Source organism: Roseivivax sp. (assembly GCF_054552075.1).
The window spans coordinates 222,963-242,643 of record NZ_JBTOLZ010000005.1; the positions used below are offsets into that span (position 1 = coordinate 222,963).

General features: G+C 69.0%; 14 protein-coding genes. 10 read left to right on the plus strand and 4 right to left on the minus strand.

From position 1 onward, the window contains the following. Positions 1-200 precede the first annotated feature (200 nt). Positions 201-659, plus strand: coding sequence for a GNAT family N-acetyltransferase (locus ACX938_RS06200; RefSeq protein WP_459430383.1), 459 nt, complete (start codon positions 201-203; stop codon positions 657-659). A 279-nt stretch (positions 660-938) separates the two neighbouring features. Here the strand turns inward: ACX938_RS06200 and folD are convergent, their stop codons facing one another. Next, entirely contained in the window at positions 939-1,841 is a 903-nt protein-coding gene (gene folD, locus ACX938_RS06205) for a bifunctional methylenetetrahydrofolate dehydrogenase/methenyltetrahydrofolate cyclohydrolase FolD (protein WP_459430384.1), read from the minus strand. A gap of 92 nt (positions 1,842-1,933) precedes the next feature. Beyond that, entirely contained in the window at positions 1,934-3,610 is a 1,677-nt protein-coding gene (locus ACX938_RS06210; protein WP_459430385.1) for a formate--tetrahydrofolate ligase, read from the minus strand. A gap of 207 nt (positions 3,611-3,817) precedes the next feature. On the opposite strand from ACX938_RS06210, the gene ACX938_RS06215 reads away from it, so the two are divergent. The 6 genes from ACX938_RS06215 to lpdA all read left to right on the plus strand — a co-directional run bounded on the left by ACX938_RS06215 (position 3,818) and on the right by lpdA (position 14,484). Continuing rightward, a complete protein-coding gene (locus ACX938_RS06215; RefSeq protein WP_459430386.1) occupies positions 3,818-4,786 on the plus strand; it encodes a 2-hydroxyacid dehydrogenase in 969 nt (322 codons plus the stop codon). 110 nt (positions 4,787-4,896) lie between these two features. Beyond that, positions 4,897-6,771 (plus strand): DNA mismatch repair endonuclease MutL, encoded by a 1,875-nt coding sequence (gene mutL, locus ACX938_RS06220; protein WP_459430387.1) that lies wholly within the window; start codon positions 4,897-4,899, stop codon positions 6,769-6,771. Between the two features lie 58 nt (positions 6,772-6,829). Beyond that, positions 6,830-8,284: a DNA recombination protein RmuC gene (locus tag ACX938_RS06225; RefSeq protein WP_459430388.1), complete on the plus strand. Its 1,455-nt coding sequence runs from the start codon at positions 6,830-6,832 to the stop codon at positions 8,282-8,284. A 460-nt stretch (positions 8,285-8,744) separates the two neighbouring features. Further along, complete coding sequence (aceE, locus tag ACX938_RS06230; RefSeq protein ID WP_232754385.1) at positions 8,745-11,399, plus strand: pyruvate dehydrogenase (acetyl-transferring), homodimeric type; 2,655 nt, start codon at positions 8,745-8,747, stop codon at positions 11,397-11,399. Positions 11,400-11,424: 25 nt separating this feature from the next. Further along, positions 11,425-12,714, plus strand: coding sequence for a dihydrolipoyllysine-residue acetyltransferase (gene aceF, locus ACX938_RS06235; RefSeq protein WP_459430389.1), 1,290 nt, complete (start codon positions 11,425-11,427; stop codon positions 12,712-12,714). 18 nt (positions 12,715-12,732) lie between these two features. Then, positions 12,733-14,484, plus strand: a complete 1,752-nt coding sequence (gene lpdA / locus ACX938_RS06240; protein ID WP_459430390.1) for a dihydrolipoyl dehydrogenase — start codon at positions 12,733-12,735, stop codon at positions 14,482-14,484. A 502-nt stretch (positions 14,485-14,986) separates the two neighbouring features. On the opposite strand, the gene ACX938_RS06245 is transcribed toward lpdA, so the two are convergent. Together ACX938_RS06245 and ACX938_RS06250 are read right to left on the minus strand one after the other, a co-directional pair. Further along, entirely contained in the window at positions 14,987-15,637 is a 651-nt protein-coding gene (locus tag ACX938_RS06245; protein ID WP_459430391.1) for a ChrR family anti-sigma-E factor, read from the minus strand. Positions 15,638-15,646: 9 nt separating this feature from the next. Continuing rightward, positions 15,647-16,153, minus strand: coding sequence for a sigma-70 family RNA polymerase sigma factor (locus tag ACX938_RS06250; RefSeq protein WP_232755657.1), 507 nt, complete (start codon positions 16,151-16,153; stop codon positions 15,647-15,649). Between the two features lie 244 nt (positions 16,154-16,397). On the opposite strand from ACX938_RS06250, the gene ACX938_RS06255 reads away from it, so the two are divergent. The 3 genes from ACX938_RS06255 to ACX938_RS06265 are packed head-to-tail and all read left to right on the plus strand — an operon-like array spanning position 16,398 to position 19,677. Continuing rightward, positions 16,398-17,693 carry an NAD(P)/FAD-dependent oxidoreductase gene (locus ACX938_RS06255; RefSeq protein WP_459430392.1) on the plus strand — a complete coding sequence of 432 codons (1,296 nt, stop codon included), beginning with the start codon at positions 16,398-16,400 and terminating at the stop codon, positions 17,691-17,693. Further along, a complete protein-coding gene (locus tag ACX938_RS06260) occupies positions 17,690-18,451 on the plus strand; it encodes a DUF1365 domain-containing protein (protein ID WP_459430393.1) in 762 nt (253 codons plus the stop codon). Before ACX938_RS06255 ends, ACX938_RS06260 begins: the two co-directional genes overlap by 4 nt. Beyond that, positions 18,448-19,677, plus strand: coding sequence for an MFS transporter (locus tag ACX938_RS06265; RefSeq protein WP_459430394.1), 1,230 nt, complete (start codon positions 18,448-18,450; stop codon positions 19,675-19,677). The genes ACX938_RS06260 and ACX938_RS06265 overlap by 4 nt, the downstream gene beginning before the upstream one ends. Positions 19,678-19,681: the final 4 nt, after the last annotated feature.

Consider the following 19,681-nt stretch of genomic DNA (forward strand, 5'->3'; position numbering starts at 1 on the left):
AGACCCGCGTCACCGTCTCAGAAAACTCTGCCTTCCCGCCCCGCACCGCTCTGCTGGCGCAACCGCGCCGCTTGCGGTAGAGGCCACCCCGTCCCGCGCGTTCCCGGGCTCGAGGCCCGGCGCGGGATGCCCGCAAGACCCCTCGGCCGGTGCGCCCGCGCCGCAAAGGCACGCCGATCCGGCCCCCGAAAGGAGGCGACATGCCCGACCTGAGCCTGCGCAAGAACGCCCCTTTCGAGGTGGTGACTCTGGGCGAGATGATCACCAGCCCCGAGGAGATGGCGCTGGTGAACCCCAACGCCAAGTTTCCGCTCGACCCGCTGGAATGGCAGGAGAAATGGCTGAACGAGCCGGATGACGCCTCGTTCTACCTGACCGATAGAGCCGGCCGCGACGTGGGGTTCTTCGCCCTGCGCGTGGGTGTCGGGCCGGAGGTGCGGCACCTCACCTATGTCTTCGTCGCGCCCGAGGCGCGCGGCGGCGCCGGAGCCGAGATGGCCGGGCTGGTGATCGAGGCGGCCCGCAGTCTCGAGGCGCTCACCGTGACGCTGAAATGCGAGACCGACAACCTGCCCGCGCTGCGCGCCTACGAGGGCGCGGGTTTCGAGCGGCTGTCCGAGCGCGGCGGCATGGCGACGATGATGGTGGACCTGGGGTAGGGCGGTGGCGCTGCGACAGGGGCGGCGTTTCTGCCTGCGGCAGATGTGTCGAGAGCCGGTCTGACGCGTAGGCCCCGAGCTGCGCATAAGGTGGAGGGCCGGCACCAGACCGGACCAGCCTGAGAGCCCGCCGCTTGGTGCAACGTGCCCGGCACGCCGACGGGCCTCCCTCAGGGCGTGCCGCTTACCGCCAAGCGCCCGACGGGCCGCCGGGTCTTGGACAGGACGCGCCGCTCATCGCCACGCGCCCGAACTCTCCCAAGCCTCAGAGCAACCCTCTCAGACCGTCAGCCCCTCGGGCTCCGCGATGCCCTGCGCGCGGCAGCAGGCGGTCACGGTATTGGCCAGAAGGCACGCGATGGTCATCGGACCGACGCCGCCCGGCACCGGGGTGATCGCGCCCGCGACCTCGGCGCAGCTCTCGAAATCGCAATCGCCCACGAGCCGGGTCTTGCCCTCGCCCTTTTCCGGCGCCGGCACGCGGTTGATGCCCACGTCGATCACCGTGGCGCCGGGCTTGATCCAGTCCCCGGGCACCATCTCGGGGCGGCCCACCGCGGCGATCACGATATCGGCGCGGCGCACCGTCTCGGCCAGGTCCCTGGTGCGCGAATGCGCCACCGTCACCGTGCAGCTTTCACCCAGGAGGAGCTGCGCCATCGGTTTGCCGACGATGTTCGACCGGCCGATCACCACCGCCTCGAGCCCCGAGAGCGAGCCGTGATGCTCGCGCAGCATCATCAGGCAGCCCAGCGGCGTGCAGGGCACCATGCTTTTCTGCCCGGTGCCCAGGAGCCCGACGTTCAGGATGTGGAAGCCGTCGACATCCTTGGCCGGGTCGATGGTGTTGATCACCTTCTCGGCGTCGATGTGCCCGGGCAGCGGCAGCTGCACCAGGATGCCATGCACCGCCGGATCGCCGTTCAGCGTCTCGACCAGCGCCAGGAGGTCGGCCTCGGGCGTGTCGTCGGGCAGGCGGTGTTCGAAGCTCTGCATGCCCGCCTCGTGGGTCTGCTTGCCCTTGTTGCGGACGTAGACCTGGCTGGCGGGATCCTCGCCGACCAGCACCACGGCGAGCCCCGGCGTGATGCCGTGATCCTCCTTCAGGCGGGTGACATGCTGGGCGACCCTGTCGCGGATGGTCGCGGCGAAGGCCTTTCCGTCGATGCGTGTGGCGGTCATCCTCGTCCTTTCCAAGTCGTTTGGCGCGCGTATGAGGCCCGGGGCGGGCAAGCGCAAGCCGCGCCCAGCCCGCCGCGGACCCCGGGGGCGGCCTAGAAGAGGCCCTCGATCTCGCCCGCCTCGTTCAGCCGGATCGACTGCGCCGCGGGGGCCGAGGGCAGGCCGGGCATGGTCATGATCTCGCCGCAGACCACCACCACGAAGCCCGCCCCGGCCGAGAGCCGCACCTCGCGCACCGGGATGGTGAAGCCGGTGGGCGCGCCGCGCAGGCCCGGGTCGGTCGAGAAGGAATACTGCGTCTTGGCCATGCAGACCGGCAGGTCGCCGTAGCCCTGCTCTTCCCAGTCGGCGAGCTGGGCGCGGATCTTGCTGTCCATCACCACGCCGTCGGCGCGGTAGATCTCGCGGGCGACGGTCTCGACCTTCTGCGCCAGGCCCAGGCTGTCGGCGTAAAGCGGCGCGTAGTTCGCCGCGCCGCTGTCGCAAAGCTCGACCACCTTGCGGGCGGTCTCCTCGATGCCCTTGCCGCCGTCGGCCCAGTGGGTGTTGAGGATCGCCTCGACGCCCAGCGTCGCGCAGAAGTCGCGGATCGCCTGAACCTCGGCGTCGGTGTCGGTGACGAAATGGTTGATGCCGACCACCGCGGGCACGCCGAACTTCTTCATGTTCTCGATGTGCCGCCCGAGGTTGGCGCAGCCGTCCTTCACGGCCTGGACGTTCTCGGAGCCGAGATCGGCCTTGGCCACGCCGCCGTTCATCTTCATCGCCCGCACGGTCGCGACGATCACCACGGCGTCGGGGTGCAGGCCCGCCTTGCGGCACTTGATGTCCATGAACTTCTCGGCCCCGAGGTCGGCGCCGAAGCCGGCCTCGGTCACCACGTAGTCGACCAGCTTCAGCGCGGTCTGGGTGGCGATCACCGAGTTGCAGCCATGGGCGATATTGGCGAAGGGCCCGCCGTGCACGAAGGCGGGATTGTTCTCGAGGGTCTGCACCAGGTTCGGCTGCATGGCGTCTTTCAGAAGCACCGTCATCGCCCCTTCGGCGCCGATGTCGCGGCAGTAGACCGGGCTGCGGTCGCGGCGGTAGGCCACGATCATCGCGCCGAGCCGCGCCTCGAGGTCCTTGAGGTCGCGCGCCAGGCAGAGGATCGCCATGACCTCGGAGGCCACGGTGATGTCGAAGCCGGCCTCGCGCGGGAAGCCGTTGGCCACCCCGCCGAGCGAGGCGGTGATCTGGCGCAGCGCCCGGTCGTTCATGTCGATGACCCGCTTCCAGACCACGCGGCGCAGGTCGATCTCGAGCGCATTGCCCCAGTAGATGTGGTTGTCGATCATCGCCGACAGCAGGTTGTGGGCGCTGGTGATGGCGTGGAAATCACCGGTGAAATGCAGGTTCATGTCCTCCATCGGGACGACCTGGGCATAGCCGCCGCCCGCGGCGCCGCCCTTCATCCCGAAGTTCGGCCCGAGGCTCGCCTCGCGGATGCAGATCGCGGCCTTCTTGCCGATGGCGTTGAGCCCGTCGCCGAGGCCCACCGTGGTGGTGGTCTTGCCCTCGCCCGCGGGCGTGGGGTTGATCGCGGTGACCAGGATCAGCTTGCCGTCGGGCCGGTCCGCCAGCCCGTCGATGAAGGACTGCCCGACCTTGGCCTTGTCGTGGCCGTAGGGCAAAAGCGCCGCGCCGGGAATGCCGAGGCGGTCGCCGATCTCCTGGATCGGCTTCTTCGTCGCCGCACGGGCGATCTCGATATCGGATTTATGTGCCATCTGTCCCTCGTAGCGCCCGCCGGGCCTTCTGTCTCGCGCTGCGGGACCTGGGTGCCGCAGACGCCACCTCCGAACAATCCGTTTTCCGCCGCGCCCATGCGTCTGGAAGCGACCACGGGTTTCCTTTTCGCGGCAGCGGGCGCGGAAAGGGGTGGTGCCGACCGGGACCGGGGCGGTAGGTCTCGGGAAAAGGCAGGAGAGAGCCGCATGGCGAAGCACAGAATTCTCATCACCCGGAAGTGGCCCGAGGCCTGCGAGGCGCGGGCGGCGCGCGACTACGACGCGCGGCTGAACACCGAGGATGCCGTGCTCTCGCCCGCGGAACTGGCCGAGGCGCTGCAAGGCTACGACGCGATCTGCCCGACGGTGACCGACAGCCTCTCGGCCGATCTCTTCGCCGGCAATCCCCGGACCCGGGTGATCGGCAACTTCGGGGTGGGCTTCAACCACATCGACGTGGCGGCCGCGCGGGCGGCGGGCATCACGGTGACCAACACGCCGGGCGTGCTGACCGATTGCACCGCCGACATCGCGCTGACGCTGATGCTCATGGCGATGCGACGCACCGCCGAGGGCGAGCGGCTGGTGCGCGCGGGTGGCTGGGACGGCTGGAAGCCCACGCAGCTCATCGGCAGCAAGCTCAGCGGCAAGACGCTGGGCATCCTCGGCATGGGCCGGATCGGCATCGCCACGGCCCGGCGGGCGCAGCACGGCTTCGGCATGAAGGTGATCTACTACAACCGCTCCGAGGTCGCGCCCGAGCGGCTGGCGGGCCTCGAGGCCGAGCGGCGCGGCTCGATCGAGGCGGTCTGCGCCGAGGCCGACGTGGTCTCGCTGCACATGTCCGGGGGCGGCGATAACACCGGCATGATCGGCGCCGAGGCGCTGGCGGCGCTGGGCGCCGAGGGCGTGCTGGTGAACACCGCGCGGGGCGACGTGATCGACGAGCCGGCGCTGATCCGCGCGCTGCAATCGGGCGCGATCCGCGGCGCGGGGCTGGACGTCTACGCCGAGGAGCCGCATGTGCCCGAGGCGCTGCGGGCGCTGGAAAACGTCGTGCTGCTGCCGCATATGGGCTCGGCCACCGCCGAGACGCGCGAGGCCATGGGGCACATGGTGCTCGACAACCTTGACGCCTTCTTCGCGGGCCGCGAGGTGCCGAACGCGGTGGGCTGAGGGCGCTTTGGGGGCGGTTCGGCCAGCCCCGGCGTAGGGCCGCCGCCCGGGCCCTCATGCCCCGGAATCGCCGTTTCAGAATCATAGGCAGCCATGCTAGATATGGCGTTATGACCTCTCACAGCCCCAATATCCGCCCGACGATCCGGCAGCTCGACGATTCGGCGATCAACCGTATCGCGGCGGGCGAGGTGGTCGAACGGCCCGCCTCGGCGGTCAAGGAGCTGGTCGAGAACGCCATCGACGCCGGCGCCCGCCGCATCGGGGTGGAGATCGCCGACGGCGGCAAGACCCTGATCCGGGTCAGCGACGACGGCGTCGGCATGACGCCCGAGGACCTGCCGCTGGCGCTGTCGCGCCATGCCACCTCGAAGATCGACGGCTCGGACCTTCTGAACATCCGCAGCTTCGGCTTTCGCGGCGAGGCGCTGCCCTCGCTTGGCGCGGTGGGCCGGCTGACGATCCAGAGCCGCGCCGAAGGGGCCGAGGGCGCCGAGATCGCGGTCTCGGGCGGGGTGATGGAGCAGGTGCGCCCCGCGGCGCTGCGCCGGGGCACCATCGTCACCCTGCGCGACCTGTTCTACGCCACGCCCGCGCGGCTCAAGTTCATGCGCACCAACCGGGCCGAAGCCCAGGCGGTGGGCGAGATCCTGCGCCGCCTGGCCATGGCCGAGCCGGGCATCGGCTTCACCCTGCGCGACGTCTCGGGCGGCGGCGAGGGGCGGGTCACCTTCCGCGCCGATCCGGTTTCGGGCGATCTCTTCGAGGCGCTCTCGGGGCGGCTCACCCAGATCATGGGGCGTGAGTTCACCGAGAACGCCATCCCCATCGAGGCCGAGCGCGAGGGCATCCGCATGACCGGCCTCGCGGGGTTGCCGACCTATTCGCGCGGCGCGGCGGTGGCGCAGCATTTCTTCGTCAACACCCGGCCGGTGAAGGACCGGCTGCTCCTGGGCGCGCTGCGCGGGGCCTATGCGGATTTCCTCAGCCGCGACCGGCATCCGGCGGTGGCGCTGTTCATCTCCTGCGACGCGCGGCAGGTCGATGTGAACGTGCATCCGGCCAAAAGCGAGGTGCGTTTCCGCGATCCCGGCACCGTGCGCGGGCTGGTGGTCTCGGGGCTGAAACACGCGCTGGCCGAGGCCGGGCACCGGGCGTCTTCCACCGTGGCCGAGGCGGCGCTGGGCGCCATGCGGCCCGAGGCCTCGGGCCCGCCGCGCATCTACCAGATGGACCGCCCCGGCCCCCGGGCGCTGGCTTCCGCGCGCGCCGCCCAGGCCCCCGCGCCGGGCTTTGCCGAGATGCAGCACGCCTGGTCGGGCCGGGTCGAGACACAGTTCGAGGACCCCGCCGATGCGCCCGCGCCGGGGCAGCCCCCCGCGCCCGAGGCCGAACCCGTGGAGGCGCTGCCGCTCGGGGCCGCGCGCGGGCAGGTGCACGAGAATTACATCATCGCCCAGACCGAGACCGGTATGGTCATCGTCGACCAGCACGCCGCGCACGAGCGGCTGGTCTACGAGCGGCTGAAGCGCCAGATGGCCGAGAACGGCGTCGCGGCCCAGGCGCTCTTGATCCCCGAGGTGGTGGAGCTTTCCGCCGGCGACTGTGCGCTCCTGCTCGAGGCCGCCGAGGAGCTGTCGCGCCTCGGGCTGACCATCGAACCCTTCGGCGGCAGCGCCGTGGCGGTGCGCGAGACGCCGGCGCTTCTGGGCGAGGTCAACGCCGAGGCGCTGATCCGCGACGTGCTGGACGAATTGTCGGAAGGCGGCGGCGCGCGGCTGGTGCAGGAGAAGATCGAGGCGATCCTGAGCCGCGTCGCCTGCCACGGCTCGATCCGCTCGGGCCGCCGGATGCGCGGCGAAGAGATGAACGCCCTCCTGCGCGAGATGGAGGCGACACCGCATTCGGGCCAGTGCAACCACGGACGGCCCACGTATATCGAATTGAAACTGGCCGACATCGAGAAGCTGTTCGGGCGGAGCTGAGGCGCGCCCGGCTGTCGTCCCCTCGACCGGTTCGACCCTTTTTTGGAAAGCCCGCGACATGAGTGTGCCTTTTGATCTTCTTGCCCTGGCCGAGACCTACCTGGTCCCGCTTCTCGCCGTGCTGGCGGTGCTGCTGGTGGCGCTTCCGGTGCTGGGCCTGCGGCTTGCGCGGCGCGGAGAGGCGCTGGAAGGGGCGCGCCGCGCGCTCGAGGCCGAACGGCAGGAGGTGGCCCGGATGGGCGCCGAGCTTTCCGCCGCGACGACCCGGGCGGAGCGGCTGCCACAGCTCGAACAGGAGCTGCAGGACGAGCGCCGCTCGCGCTACGACGCGCAGGAGCGCAGCGCCCGGCTCGAGGCCGAGATGGATGCCCTGACCCGCGCCCACGAGGAAAAGCTGACCGAGCTGCGCGACATCCGCAAACAGCTCGAGGACAAGTTCTCGGCGCTGGCGGGCAATGTGCTCGAGAACAACTCCCAGAAGTTCCTGAACCTCGTCACCGAGCGCTTCGAGAAGCACAAGGAAAGCGCCGAGAAGGAGCTGACCACCCGGCAGGAGGCGATCGGCAACCTGGTGAAGCCCCTGCAGGACCGGCTGGTGAAATTCGACGAACGCATGGGCGAGATCGAGAAGGCCCGGAACGAGGCCTATGGCGCGATCCGCACCCAGGTCGAACAGCTCACCCAGGGCCAGACCACGCTGAACTCCGAGACCCGCAAGCTGGTGCAGGCGCTGCGCGCGCCCAAGACCCGCGGCCGCTGGGGCGAGATGCAGCTGCGCCAGGTCTTCGAGATGGCCGGCATGACCGAAGAGGTCGACTTCCTGTCGGAAAGCTCGATGGAGACCGACGAGGGCCGCCGCCGCCCCGACGCCCAGGTGCGCATCCCCGGCGGCAAGAGCATCATCGTCGACGCCAAGACGCCGCTCGACGCCTATCTCGACGCGCTCGAGGCCGAGACGCCCGAGGCGCGCGAGACCCACATCCAGCGCCACGCCCGGCAGGTGCGCGAGCACATCAAGGGGCTCGCCTCCAAGGCCTACCAGGACCAGCTCGACAGCACGCCGGATTTCGTCGTGATGTTCATCCCCGGCGAGACCTTCGTCTCGGCGGCCTGCGAGGCCGATCCGGGCCTTCTGGAGTTCGGCTTCGAGAAGCGCGTGCTGATCGCCACGCCGACCACGCTCATGGCGCTGATCAAGGCCATCGCCTACGGCTGGCAGCAGGAGAAGATGGCCGAGAACGCCGCCGAGGTGCAGCGCGTCGCCAAGGAGATCTACGACCGGCTGGGCACCTTCGCGGAGCATCTCGACAAGGTCGGGCGCAGCCTGCGCTCCTCGGTCGAGGCCTACAACCGCTCGGTCGGCTCGCTCGAAGGACGGGTGCTGCCCTCGGCGCGCAAGTTCGAAAGCCTGAGCGTCGTGCCGCCGAACGAGCGGTTTGCCCAGATGAGCCAGGTCGAGGTCGAGCCCCGGGCGCTCTCGGCGCGGGAACTGGCGCAGCTCGGCGAGGACTGATCCGGGCGCCCGGGAGGCCCCCGGCGGGCCTCCCCCGTGCCCCGGGCCTGCGGGCAATCCGCCGCCCCGGGACACGCAGGATATTTCCTCTTTCCTTACGGCACCTAAGTCGTTCACCCTGAGACGAGCGGCGGGGCCTTTCGGCATCCGCGCGCAACCGAAGACCACCCGATCGCGCCGCCAGATGCGCGGCGGGTGGACCGGCGAGGGAGGCGTGCCTTGGCACCGATCAGGGGAGTGAAATTTTGTTCACCCTTGAACAAATTGTCATGCGGCGCCCGCATGGCAGTTATTCAAGCACCCACCTATGCGCCCGGAGCATACCCTGTTAACGCTAGCCCAACGGCTGGGTGCCGGGGGCAGGGCTCTGCCCCGTGTCTGGCACGCCGCGCGGGGAGCGATTAAGTTCAACGCTAAACAAATTCTGGCGCGCAGCGCCGCGATTTAGGGAAGAGGGCTCATGAGAGATACGCCGAACGACATCGATCCCGTCGAATCGAAGGAATGGCAGGAGGCGATCGAGGACGTGATCCTGCGCGACGGCCCGAACCGCGCGCATTTCCTGCTCGACAAATCGGTGCAGCAGGCCCGGGCGGCCGGCGCCAACCTGCCTTTCTCGGCCACCACCCCCTATCAGAACACCATCTCGCCCGATGACGAGATCGACCTGCCGGGCGACAGCGAGATGGAATGGCGCATCCGCACCATCAACCGCTGGAACGCCATGGCGACCGTGGTCCGCGCCAACAAGGAAAAGGACGGCATCGGCGGGCATATCGCCTCCTTCGCCTCTTCGGCGGCGCTCTATGACGTGGGGCTCAACCACTTCTGGCGCTCGAAATCGACGATGCACGGCGGCGACCTGGTTTTCTTCCAGGGCCACGTGATCCCGGGCATCTACGCGCGCTCCTTCATGGAAGGCCGGTTGTCGGAGGAGGACCTGAAGTCCTTCCGCTCCGAGGTCGATGGCGGCGGGCTGTCGTCTTATCCGCACCCCTGGCTGATGCCGGACTACTGGCAGTTCCCCACCGTCTCCATGGGCCTCGGGCCGATGATGGCGGTCTACCAGGCGCGGTTCATGAAATACATGCACAACCGCGGTCTGATCGACGCCGCCGACCGCAAGGTCTGGGCCTTCCTCGGCGACGGCGAGATGGACGAGCCCGAAAGCCTGGGCGCGATCTCCATTGCCGCGCGCGAGGGGCTCGACAACCTGATCTTCGTGATCAACTGCAACCTGCAGCGGCTCGACGGCCCGGTGCGCGGCAACTCCAAGATCGTGCAGGAGCTCGAGGGCAACTTCCGGGGCGCGGGCTGGCAGGTGATCAAGCTGCTCTGGGGCCGCGGCTGGGACGAACTTCTCGAGCGCGACACCTCGGGCAAGCTGCGCCAGCTCATGGACGAGACCATCGACGGCGACTACCAGACCTTCAAATCGAAGGACGGCGCCTACATCCGCGAGCATTTCTTCGGCAAATACCCCGAGACCGCGGAGCTGGTGAAGGACTGGACCGACGACGAGATCTGGGCCCTGCGCCGCGGCGGCCACGACATCAAGAAGGTCTACAACGCCTACCACCGCGCCACCCACACCGAGGGGCAGCCGACCTGCATCCTGGTCAAGACGGTGAAGGGCTACGGCATGGGCTCGGCCGGCGAGGGCATGAACACCGCCCACCAGTCGAAGAAGATGCAGATCGACCAGCTCAAGGCGATGCGCGACCGCTTCCGCATCCCGATCGACGACAAGGACCTGGAGAAGGTGCCTTTCGTCACGCTGAACAACGCGCAGAAGAGCTACCTGGCCGACCGCCGGAAAGAGCTGGGGGGTGAGTTCCCCAAGCGCAATTCCGACGCGCCGAAGCTCGAGGTGCCGGGGCTCGACAAGTTCAAGAAGGAGCTGCAGTCCTCGGGTGACCGCGAGTTCTCCTCGACCATGGCCTTCGTGCGGATCCTGACGACGCTGCTGCGCGACAAGGAGATCGGCAAGTATCTCGTGCCGATCGTGCCGGACGAGAGCCGCACCTTTGGCATGGAGGGGCTGTTCCGCTCGGTCGGCATCTACAACCCGCTGGGGCAGAACTACACGCCCCAGGACGCCGACCAGATGATGTATTACAAGGAGAGCAAGGACGGCCAGGTGCTCCAGGAGGGCATCAACGAGGCCGGCTCCATGGCCGACTGGATCGCCGCGGCGACCGCCTATTCGACCCATGGCGTGCCGATGATCCCCTTCTACATCTTCTACTCGATGTTCGGCTTCCAGCGGATCGGCGATTTCGCCTGGGCCGCCGGTGACAGCCGCGCGCGGGGCTTCCTTCTGGGCGGCACCGCCGGGCGGACCACCCTGAACGGCGAGGGGCTCCAGCACGAGGACGGCCACAGCCACATCCTGGCCGGCACCATCCCGAACTGCGTCAGCTATGACCCGACCTTCTCTTATGAAGTGGCGGTGATCGTGCAGAACGGCCTCAAGCGCATGTATGCCGACCAGGAGGACGTCTACTTCTACATCACCCTGATGAACGAGAACTACGCCCACCCCGAAATGCCCACGGGCGCCGAGGAAGGCATCATCAAGGGCCTCTACCGGATGCAGAAGACCGCGCGGCCGGGCAAGAAGCACGTCAACCTGATGGGCTCGGGCACGATCCTGATGCAGGCGATCCGGGCGGCCGAGATGCTCAAGGAAGACTTCGGCGTCAGCTCGGACATCTGGTCGGCGACCTCCTTCAACGAACTGGCCCGCGACGGCCAGGACGCGGTGCGCCACAACCGGCTCAACCCGCTCGGCGAAGAGCGCGTGCCCTATGTCACCCAGCTTCTGGACGGCACCAAGGGGCCGGTCATCGCCGCGACCGACTACATGAAGAACTTCGCCGAACAGATCCGGGCCTTCGTGCCGAACCGCTTCACGGTGCTCGGCACCGACGGCTTCGGCCGGTCCGACAGCCGCGAGAACCTGCGCCGCTTCTTCGAGGTCGACGCCAACCACATCGCGGCGACGGCCATGGCCGAACTCTACCGCGATGGCGCGGTGAGCGAGAAGGAGCTGCAGAAGGCTCTCGACAAATACGACATCGACGGCGGCAAGCCGAACCCGCGCCTGAGCTGATCGCGGACACGAGGAGACAGACGACATGACGACCGAAGTGAAAGTTCCCGATATCGGCGATTTCTCGGATGTGCCGGTGATCTCGGTTCTGGTGAGCGTGGGCGACACGATCGCCGAGGAAGACCCCCTGATCGAGCTCGAGAGCGACAAGGCCACCATGGAAGTGCCCTCGAGCCACGCGGGCACCGTGAAGGAGATCAAGGTCGCGGAAGGCGACAACGTCTCGCAAGGGGACGTGATCCTGATCGTCGAGGCCGCGGACAGCGGTTCGGGCGACAGCGGCGGCGGCGAGGAGAAATCCGCGCCCGCCCAGGCCGCCGAGCCCGAGGCCCCGAAGGCCGCCGCGCCCCAGCAGAGCTCGGCCCCCGCCGCGGCGGCGCCCGCGCCGGTGACCGACAAGGGCTTCGGCCGGGTCCATGCCTCGCCGTCCGTGCGGGCCTTCGCCCGCCGGGTCGAGATCGACCTCTCGACGGTGAACGGCACCGGCCGCAAGGGCCGCATCCTGCGCGAGGACGTGGAGAAGGCGCTGAAGTCCCAGGCCGCGCCCGCCGCCGCCGGTGGCGCCGCCCAGGGCGGCATGGGCATCCCGCCGATCCCGGCGGTCGACTTCTCGAAGTTCGGCCCCGTGGAAGACGTCGAGATGAGCCGGATCAAGAAGCTCTCGGGCCCGGCGCTGCACCGCTCCTGGCTGAACATTCCGCATGTCACCAACAACGAGGAAGCGGATATCACCGAGCTCGACAAGTATCGCAAGGAGCTCGACACCGAGGCCAAGGAGCAAGGCTACCGCGTCACGCTCCTGTCCTTCATCATCAAGGCCTGCGTCGGCGCGCTGAAGAAGCACTGGGAGTTCAACTCCTCGATCCACCCCGACGGCGACAAGCTGATCCGCAAGCATTTCTACAACATCGGTTTTGCCGCGGACACGCCCAACGGGCTGGTGGTGCCGGTGCTGAAGGACGCCGACCGCAAGGGCATCGTGGAGATCTCCAAAGAGCTGGGTGATCTCTCCGGCGCGGCCCGCGAGGGCAAGCTGAAGGGCGACCAGATGCAGGGCGCGACCTTCACCATCTCCTCGCTCGGGGGCATCGGGGGGACGCATTTCACCCCCATCGTGAACGCGCCCGAGGTGGCGATACTGGGGCTCTCGCGCTCCAAGATGGCGCCGGTCTGGGACGGCGAGCAGTTCGTGCCGCGCAACATGCTGCCGCTGTCGCTGAGCTACGACCACCGCGCCATCGACGGCGCGCTCGCCGCGCGCTTCAACGCGCATCTGAAGTACCTTCTGGCCGATCCGCGCCGGATCATGCTGTAACGAAGAGGTCCGAGCATCATGGAAATCAAGGTTCCCGATATCGGCGACTTCAAGGACGTGCCTGTGGTCTCGGTCCTGGTCAGCGTCGGCGACACCGTCGCCGAGGAAGACCCGCTGATCGAGCTGGAGAGCGACAAGGCGACCATGGAGGTGCCCTCCTCGGGCGCCGGCAAGATCACCGAGATCAAGGTCAAGGAAGGCGATACCCTCTCGCAGGGTGACGTGATCCTGGTCCTCGAGGCCGCGGAAGGCGCGGGCGATGCCGACAGCGGTGCCTCCGAGCCCGCCGAGGCCCCCAAGGCCCCCGCTGCCGAGGCGCCCAAGGCGGCGGCCGGCACGGCCTCGGGCTCGGGCGATCACCACGCCGACCTGGTGGTCCTGGGCTCCGGCCCGGGCGGCTACACCGCCGCCTTCCGGGCCGCAGACCTCGGCAAGAAGGTCATCCTGATCGAGCGCTACGCCTCGCTCGGCGGGGTTTGCCTGAACGTCGGCTGCATTCCCTCGAAGGCGCTGCTGCATGCCTCCAAGGTGATCACCGAGACCGAGGAGATGTCGGACCACGGCCTCTCCTTCGGCAAGGTCAAGGTCGACGCCGAGAAGCTGCGCGGCTGGAAGAACGACGTCGTCGGCAAGCTGACCGGCGGGCTCGCGGGCATGGCCAAGCAGCGCAAGGTCACCGTGGTCGAGGGCACCGGCAGCTTCACCGGCGCCAATTCGATCGAGGTCGCCGGCAAGGACGGCACCCAGGTCGTGACCTTCGACCAATGCATCATCGCCGCCGGCTCGCAGCCGGTGGAATTGCCCTTCGTGCCGCATGACGACGACCGGGTGGTCGATTCCACCGGCGCGCTCGAGCTCGATCCGATCCCGAAGAAGATGTGCGTCCTCGGCGGCGGCATCATCGGCTTCGAGATGGCCACGGTCTATGACGCGCTCGGTGCCGATGTGACGGTGATCGAGATGATGGACCAGATCCTGCCCGGCGCCGACAAGGACATCGTCAAGCCGCTGCAGAAGCGCATGGAAGGTCGGATGACCATCCACACCAAGTCCAAGGTCACCGAGGTGAAGGCCCAGAAGAACGGGCTCAAGGTCACCTGGGAGGACGCCAAGGGCGAGGCCCAGACCGAGATCTTCGACAAGATGCTGGTCTCGGTCGGCCGCAGCCCCAACGGCGGCAAGATCGCCGCCGAGAAGGCCGGCGTCGCGGTGACCGACCGCGGCTTCATCGAGGTCGACGAGTTCCAGCGCACCAATGTGCCGCATATCTTCGCCATCGGCGATGTGGTCGGCCAGCCGATGCTGGCCCACAAGGCGGTGCACGAGGGCAAGGTGGCCGCGGAAGTGGCCTCGGGCGAGAAGCGCGCCTTCGACGCCCGGGTGATCCCCTCGGTGGCCTATACCGACCCCGAGGTCGCCTGGTGCGGCGTCACCGAGGCCCAGGCCAAGGAGCGCGGGCTGAAGATCGAGAAGGGGGTCTTCCCCTGGGCGGCCTCGGGCCGGGCGCTGTCGAACGGCCGCTCGGAAGGGCTGACCAAGCTGATCTTCGACCCCGAGGACGACCGCGTCATCGGCGGCGCCATCGTCGGCACCAACGCCGGCGACCTGATCTCCGAGGTGGCGCTGGCCATCGAGATGGGCGCCGACGCGGTGGACCTCGGCCATACGATCCACCCGCATCCGACGCTCTCGGAGACGGTGAACTTCGCGGCCGAGATGTTCGAAGGGACGATCACCGACCTGATCCCGCCGAAGCGCAAGAAAAGCTGAGGCTGGCCATGTGAGTGGGGTCCGGGGCGCCTGCGGCCCCCCGGACCCGTAGGGGGCTCTGCCCCCTCTGCGGGCCTTTCGGCCCGCATTCACCCCCGAGGTATTTGGACAAGCTGAAGCCTGGAAGAGGGGCGGCTTTGTTTAGGGTGCGCCTGGGCTGGGGGCTGTTTTTCGTGTTTGAGAGTTGGGTGGGCGCGTTTTGCGCGCCTTGGCGCTTCGTGTCGTTGGGCGGGCCGGCTGTGCGGGTGTGGCTGAGCCGTTAGGTGGTGTCCCGTGCGATGTCTGGTGTCGCGGGTGCGCGCCGGGTGCGGCGTGATGGCGGGGCTGACGGATGGCGCCACGCGCCATGCGTGGTGTCGCGACACGGCGGAGCCGACGAATAGCGCCACGCGCCATGCGTGGTGACGCGGAGGCGCTTAGGCCGGTCGCGTCGCTGGGCCGCAATCTGGGGGTGCGGCGCGCCAAGGCTTAGCGGCGAGCCGTGGCGCCGCCCTTTAAGCGCTCAGATCCGCAGGAAGGGCTGGGCGAGGCGCGGCAGCAGGTCCTTGAAGCGCAGGGGCGCGTCGGTCACGGCCAGGCAGATGCAATCCTCGGAGATATCGGCAACCGGCATGTGGTCGAGCTCGGCGCTGGCGACCTCGACGTCGCCGCGCGCGAAGGTGCCGTCGGCATCGGCGAAGGCGCCCTGCAGCACCACCGTGATCTCGGTGCCGCGGTGGCCGTGGTCGGGCATGGCCGCGCCCGCGGGGATCGACAGGAGCCGCGCGGTGGCGCGCTTGTCCTGCATCGGCAGGATCGCCTGTTTCACGCCGCGCCCGGCGGCGCGCCAGGCCACCCGGTCGAGCCCGCCGCCGGTGTAGCGCGCCAAGGGCGCGGGCAGCACCGGGTCGGGCGCCGTCGCGGGGCGCTCGGGCAGGTCGCGCGCGGGACCGGCGCGCAGGGCGGCCAGCGTCTCCTGCAGGGCGCCGGGGGAGAGCGGCGCTTCCTCGGCGTCTTCCAGGAGCGCGCCGCCGACGTGGTCGTAGCTTTCCGCGCCGGCGCGGCAGTCGGGGCAGAGCGAGAGATGGGTCGCGACCGCGAGCTCGAAGGCCTCCGGCAGGGCGCCGGCGGAATAGGCCATGAGCAGGTCGTCGGGGAGGTGATGCGAGATCATCGTGTGGCCTCAGGAGAGGGCGTGGCGCAAGCGGTCGAGCGCCAGGCGGATGCGGGACTTGATCGTGCCGAGCGGCAGGCCGGTCTCATGCGCGATCTGGGAATGGGTGAGGTCGCCGAAATAGGCCTTCTCGATCAGCACGCGCTGTTTCTCGGGCAGGAGCTTCAGCGCCTCGCGCAGAGCCTCGCTGTCCTGTTTCAGCGCGATGACCTCGGCCTGGTCCGGTTCGGCCTCGGGGCCCCAGGGCAGATCCTCGGGTTCGGGACGGGCATGGCGGCGCAGAAGGTCGATGCGGCGGTTGCGCGCGATGGCGTAGATCCAAGTCGCGACGCTGGCGCGCCGGGGGTCGAAGAGATGCGCCTTGCGCCAGACCGATTGCATCACGTCCTGGGCGACGTCCTCGGCATGGGCCGGAGTGAGCCCGGAGCGGATGAGAAAGGCCTTCAGGCGCGGGGCGAAATGCTGGAAGAGCGCCGCGAAGGAGCCCTCGCAGCGGTCGTCCCGCACCAGCAGCATCTCGGCGACCCAGTCCTGCCCCGTCGTCCGCGCCGGGGTGGGCGTGCCGCGCGGGGCACTCGCGAGGATCGGTGCCACCGATGCCTCGACAGAGCTGCAGTCGTGATCCATGTAACCCGTCATGGTCTGGTTACGGTGGTCAGGCGCCACCGGATCACGCTGCCGTGCGATTTGGATCTTTTTCATCCGCCGGTCCGTGTCTCGCGTAACCGACAAAGTGACTGACAGGCGGAGAAGTTCCGACATGCCCTTCGAATCTCGCCCTTCCGGGCCCAAGCGCATCGCCGTGATCGGTGCGGGAATCTCGGGAATGGGGGCGGCTCATGCGCTCTGCGAGGCCCATGAGGTGACGCTGATCGAGGCCGAACCGCGCCTCGGCGGCCATGCCCGCACCAAGATCGCGGGGCGGAACGGCGACCAGCCCGTCGACACCGGCTTCATCGTCTTCAACTACGCCAACTACCCGGAGATGGCGCGGCTTTTCGCGGCGCTCGACGTGCCGGTGGTCAAGTCGAACATGAGCTTCGGGGCCTCACTTTCGGGCGGACGGCTGGAATACGGGCTGGCCTCGCTGGGGGCGCTGTTCGCCCAGCCGCGCAATGTCGCCAACCCGCGCTTCCTGCGCATGGTGCGCGACATCTTCCGCTTCAACGCGCGGGCGCTGGCCTCCTCGCGGGACCGCAGCCAGAGCCTGGGGGATTTCCTCGAGGCGCTGCGCACCGGGCCCTGGTTCCGGGATTATTACCTCTTGCCGCTCTCCGGCGCGATCTGGTCGACGCCGACCGAGAAGATCCTCGATTTCCCGGCCCATGCGCTGGTGAACTTCTTCGAGAACCACGCGCTTCTGAGCGCCACCGGCCAGCACCAGTGGTACACCGTCGCGGGCGGCTCGGTGGAATACGTCCGCCGGCTCGAGGCTTCGCTGCGCGCCAAGGGCGCCGAGATCCGCCTGGGCGCGCCGGTCGCAGGCGTGCGCCGCGACGCCGAGGGGGTGGAGATCCGCCACGAAGGCGGCGAGTGGCAGCGCTACGACGAGGTGGTCTTCGCCACCCATTCCGACGACACGCTGGCGCTTCTGTCGGATGCCTCGGTGCAGGAGCAGGCGGCGCTGGGGGCGATCCGCTACCAGCCCAACCGCGTGGTCCTGCATGGCGACGAGGCCATCATGCCGCGCAGCCGCAAGGTCTGGTCCTCCTGGAACTACACCGAGGACAGCCAGCGCGCGATGAACACCATCGACCTGACCTACTGGATGAACTCGCTGCAGCCGATCCCCAAGGAGGATCCCTGTTTCGTCACCCTGAATTCGACCCGCAGCATCCGCGAGGAGCTGATCTGGGACGAGACGGTGCTGCGGCACCCGGTCTACGACCTCGAGGCGCTGGAGGCCCAGCAGCTGGTCGCGGCGATGAACGGCGAGAACCGCACCTGGTTCTGCGGCGCCTGGATGAAGAACGGCTTCCACGAGGACGGGCTGTCCTCGGCGCTGGAGGTGGCCGAGGCGCTTATGGGCCGCGCGGAGGCCAGCGCCGCGGCATGAGCCGGGTCGACCATATCGCGGGCCAGACCTGGCACGGCCGCAAAGGGGCGGTGAAGAACGCCTTCCGCTATGGCGTCGATTACCTGTGCCTGGACGCCGAGGCCGAGGTCACGGCGCCACGGCTCTTCTCGCGCAATCGGGCGAATGTCCTGTCGCTGCGGGACAGCGACCACGGCGGCCCGCCGGGGCAGGGGCGCGGGGCCGCCTGGGCACGCGAGGTGCTGGCGGCGCATCAGATCCGCGCCGAGGGGCGGCTTCTGCTCCTCGCCCAGCCGCGGGTCCTGGGCCATGTCTTCAACCCGGTGAGCTTCTGGCTCGCCCATGACGCGGAGGATCGGCTGATCGCGGTGATCGCCGAGGTGACCAATACCTTCGGGGACCGGCACAGCTACCTCGCGCATCGCCCCGACATGGCGGAGATCGCGCCGGAGGACCGGCTGGCAGCGACGAAGATCTTCCACGTCTCGCCCTTCCAGCCGATCTCGGGGGGCTACACCTTCCGCTTCGACATCAGGCCCGAGCGGCTGGGCATCTGGATCGACTTCTCCGCGGGCGGCGGCGAGGAGGGCGTGATCGCCACGCTGACCGGCGCGCGGCGGCCCTTGAGCACCGGCTCGGCGCTGCGCGCGCTCCTGCGCCGGCCCTTCGGCTCGCGCCGGGTGCTGGCGCTGATCCACTGGCAGGCGCTGAAGCTCTGGTGGAAGGGCGCGCGCTACCGGGCGCGGCCCGAGCCGCCCGTCGAAGAGGTCTCGCGGTGAGCGCCGCGGCGCCACAGAACCTCTGGGGCTACGCGGTCTTCGCCGGAACGCTCTCGGCGGCGGGGCTGCCGATCTACATTCACGCGCCGAAGTTCTACGCCGACAGCTACGCGGTGAGCCTCGGCGCGCTGGGCGGCATCCTGTTTGCGCTCCGGCTTCTGGACCTGGTTCAGGATCCGGGTTTCGGCTGGCTCTCGGCCCGGCTCGGGCGGGCGCGGGGGCTGGCCGTGGCGCTGGCGGCGCTGGTCATGGGCGCGGGCATGGTCGGGCTTTTCGCCGTGGCCCCGCCCATCGCCCCGGCGGTCTGGTTCGCGCTGACGCTGACCATGGTCTTCTCGGCCTTCTCCTTCCTGACCATCACCTTCTACGCCCGCGGTGTCGCCAAGGCAGGTACGCTGGGCGACCAGGGGCATCTGAAGCTCGCCCGCTGGCGCGAGACCGGCGGGCTTCTCGGGATCTGCCTGGCGGCGGTTTTGCCGACCGCCTTCGCGGCGCTGGAGCTGCCGGATTTCGCCACCTTCAGCCTGGGCTTCGCGGTCTTCTGCGGGATCGCGGTGCTCTTGATGCGGCGGGAATGGCAGGGCGGCATCGCCGAGCCCGGGCAGGGCTTCGGCCCGGTCTTGGGCGACCGGGTGGCGCGGCGGCTCCTGATCGTGGCGCTGGCCAATGCCGCGCCGGTGGCGGTGACCTCGACGCTGTTTCTGTTCTTCGTGGAGGCGCGGCTTGGCGCGGCGGGCTGGGAAGGGCCCTTGCTTCTGCTGTTCTTCCTGGCCGCCGCGGCGGCGGCACCGCTCTGGTCGCGGCTGGCCGAGCGGATCGGCGGCAAGCGCGCGCTCATGGCGGCCATGGTCGCGGCGATCCTGGCCTTCTCCTTCGCGCTGACGCTGGGGCAGGACGACCTCTGGGCCTTCGCGCTGATCTGCCTGGCCTCGGGCGCCACCCTCGGGGCCGACCTGACGCTTCTGCCGGCGATCTTCGCCGCGCGGATGGAGCGCATCGCCCCGCAGGGCAGCGAAGGCTTCTCGCTCTGGTCCTTTGCCCAGAAGTTCACCCTGGCCTTCGCGGCGGTGGCGCTCCTGCCTGCGCTGGAAAGCGCCGGCTTCCGTTCGGGCAGCGAAAATTCCGACGCGGCGCTCTGGACCCTGAGCCTGCTCTACGCGTTGGTGCCATGCCTTCTGAAACTTGTCGCGCTCACGCTGTTGTGGGCCACCAATCTGGAAGATTGAGCGC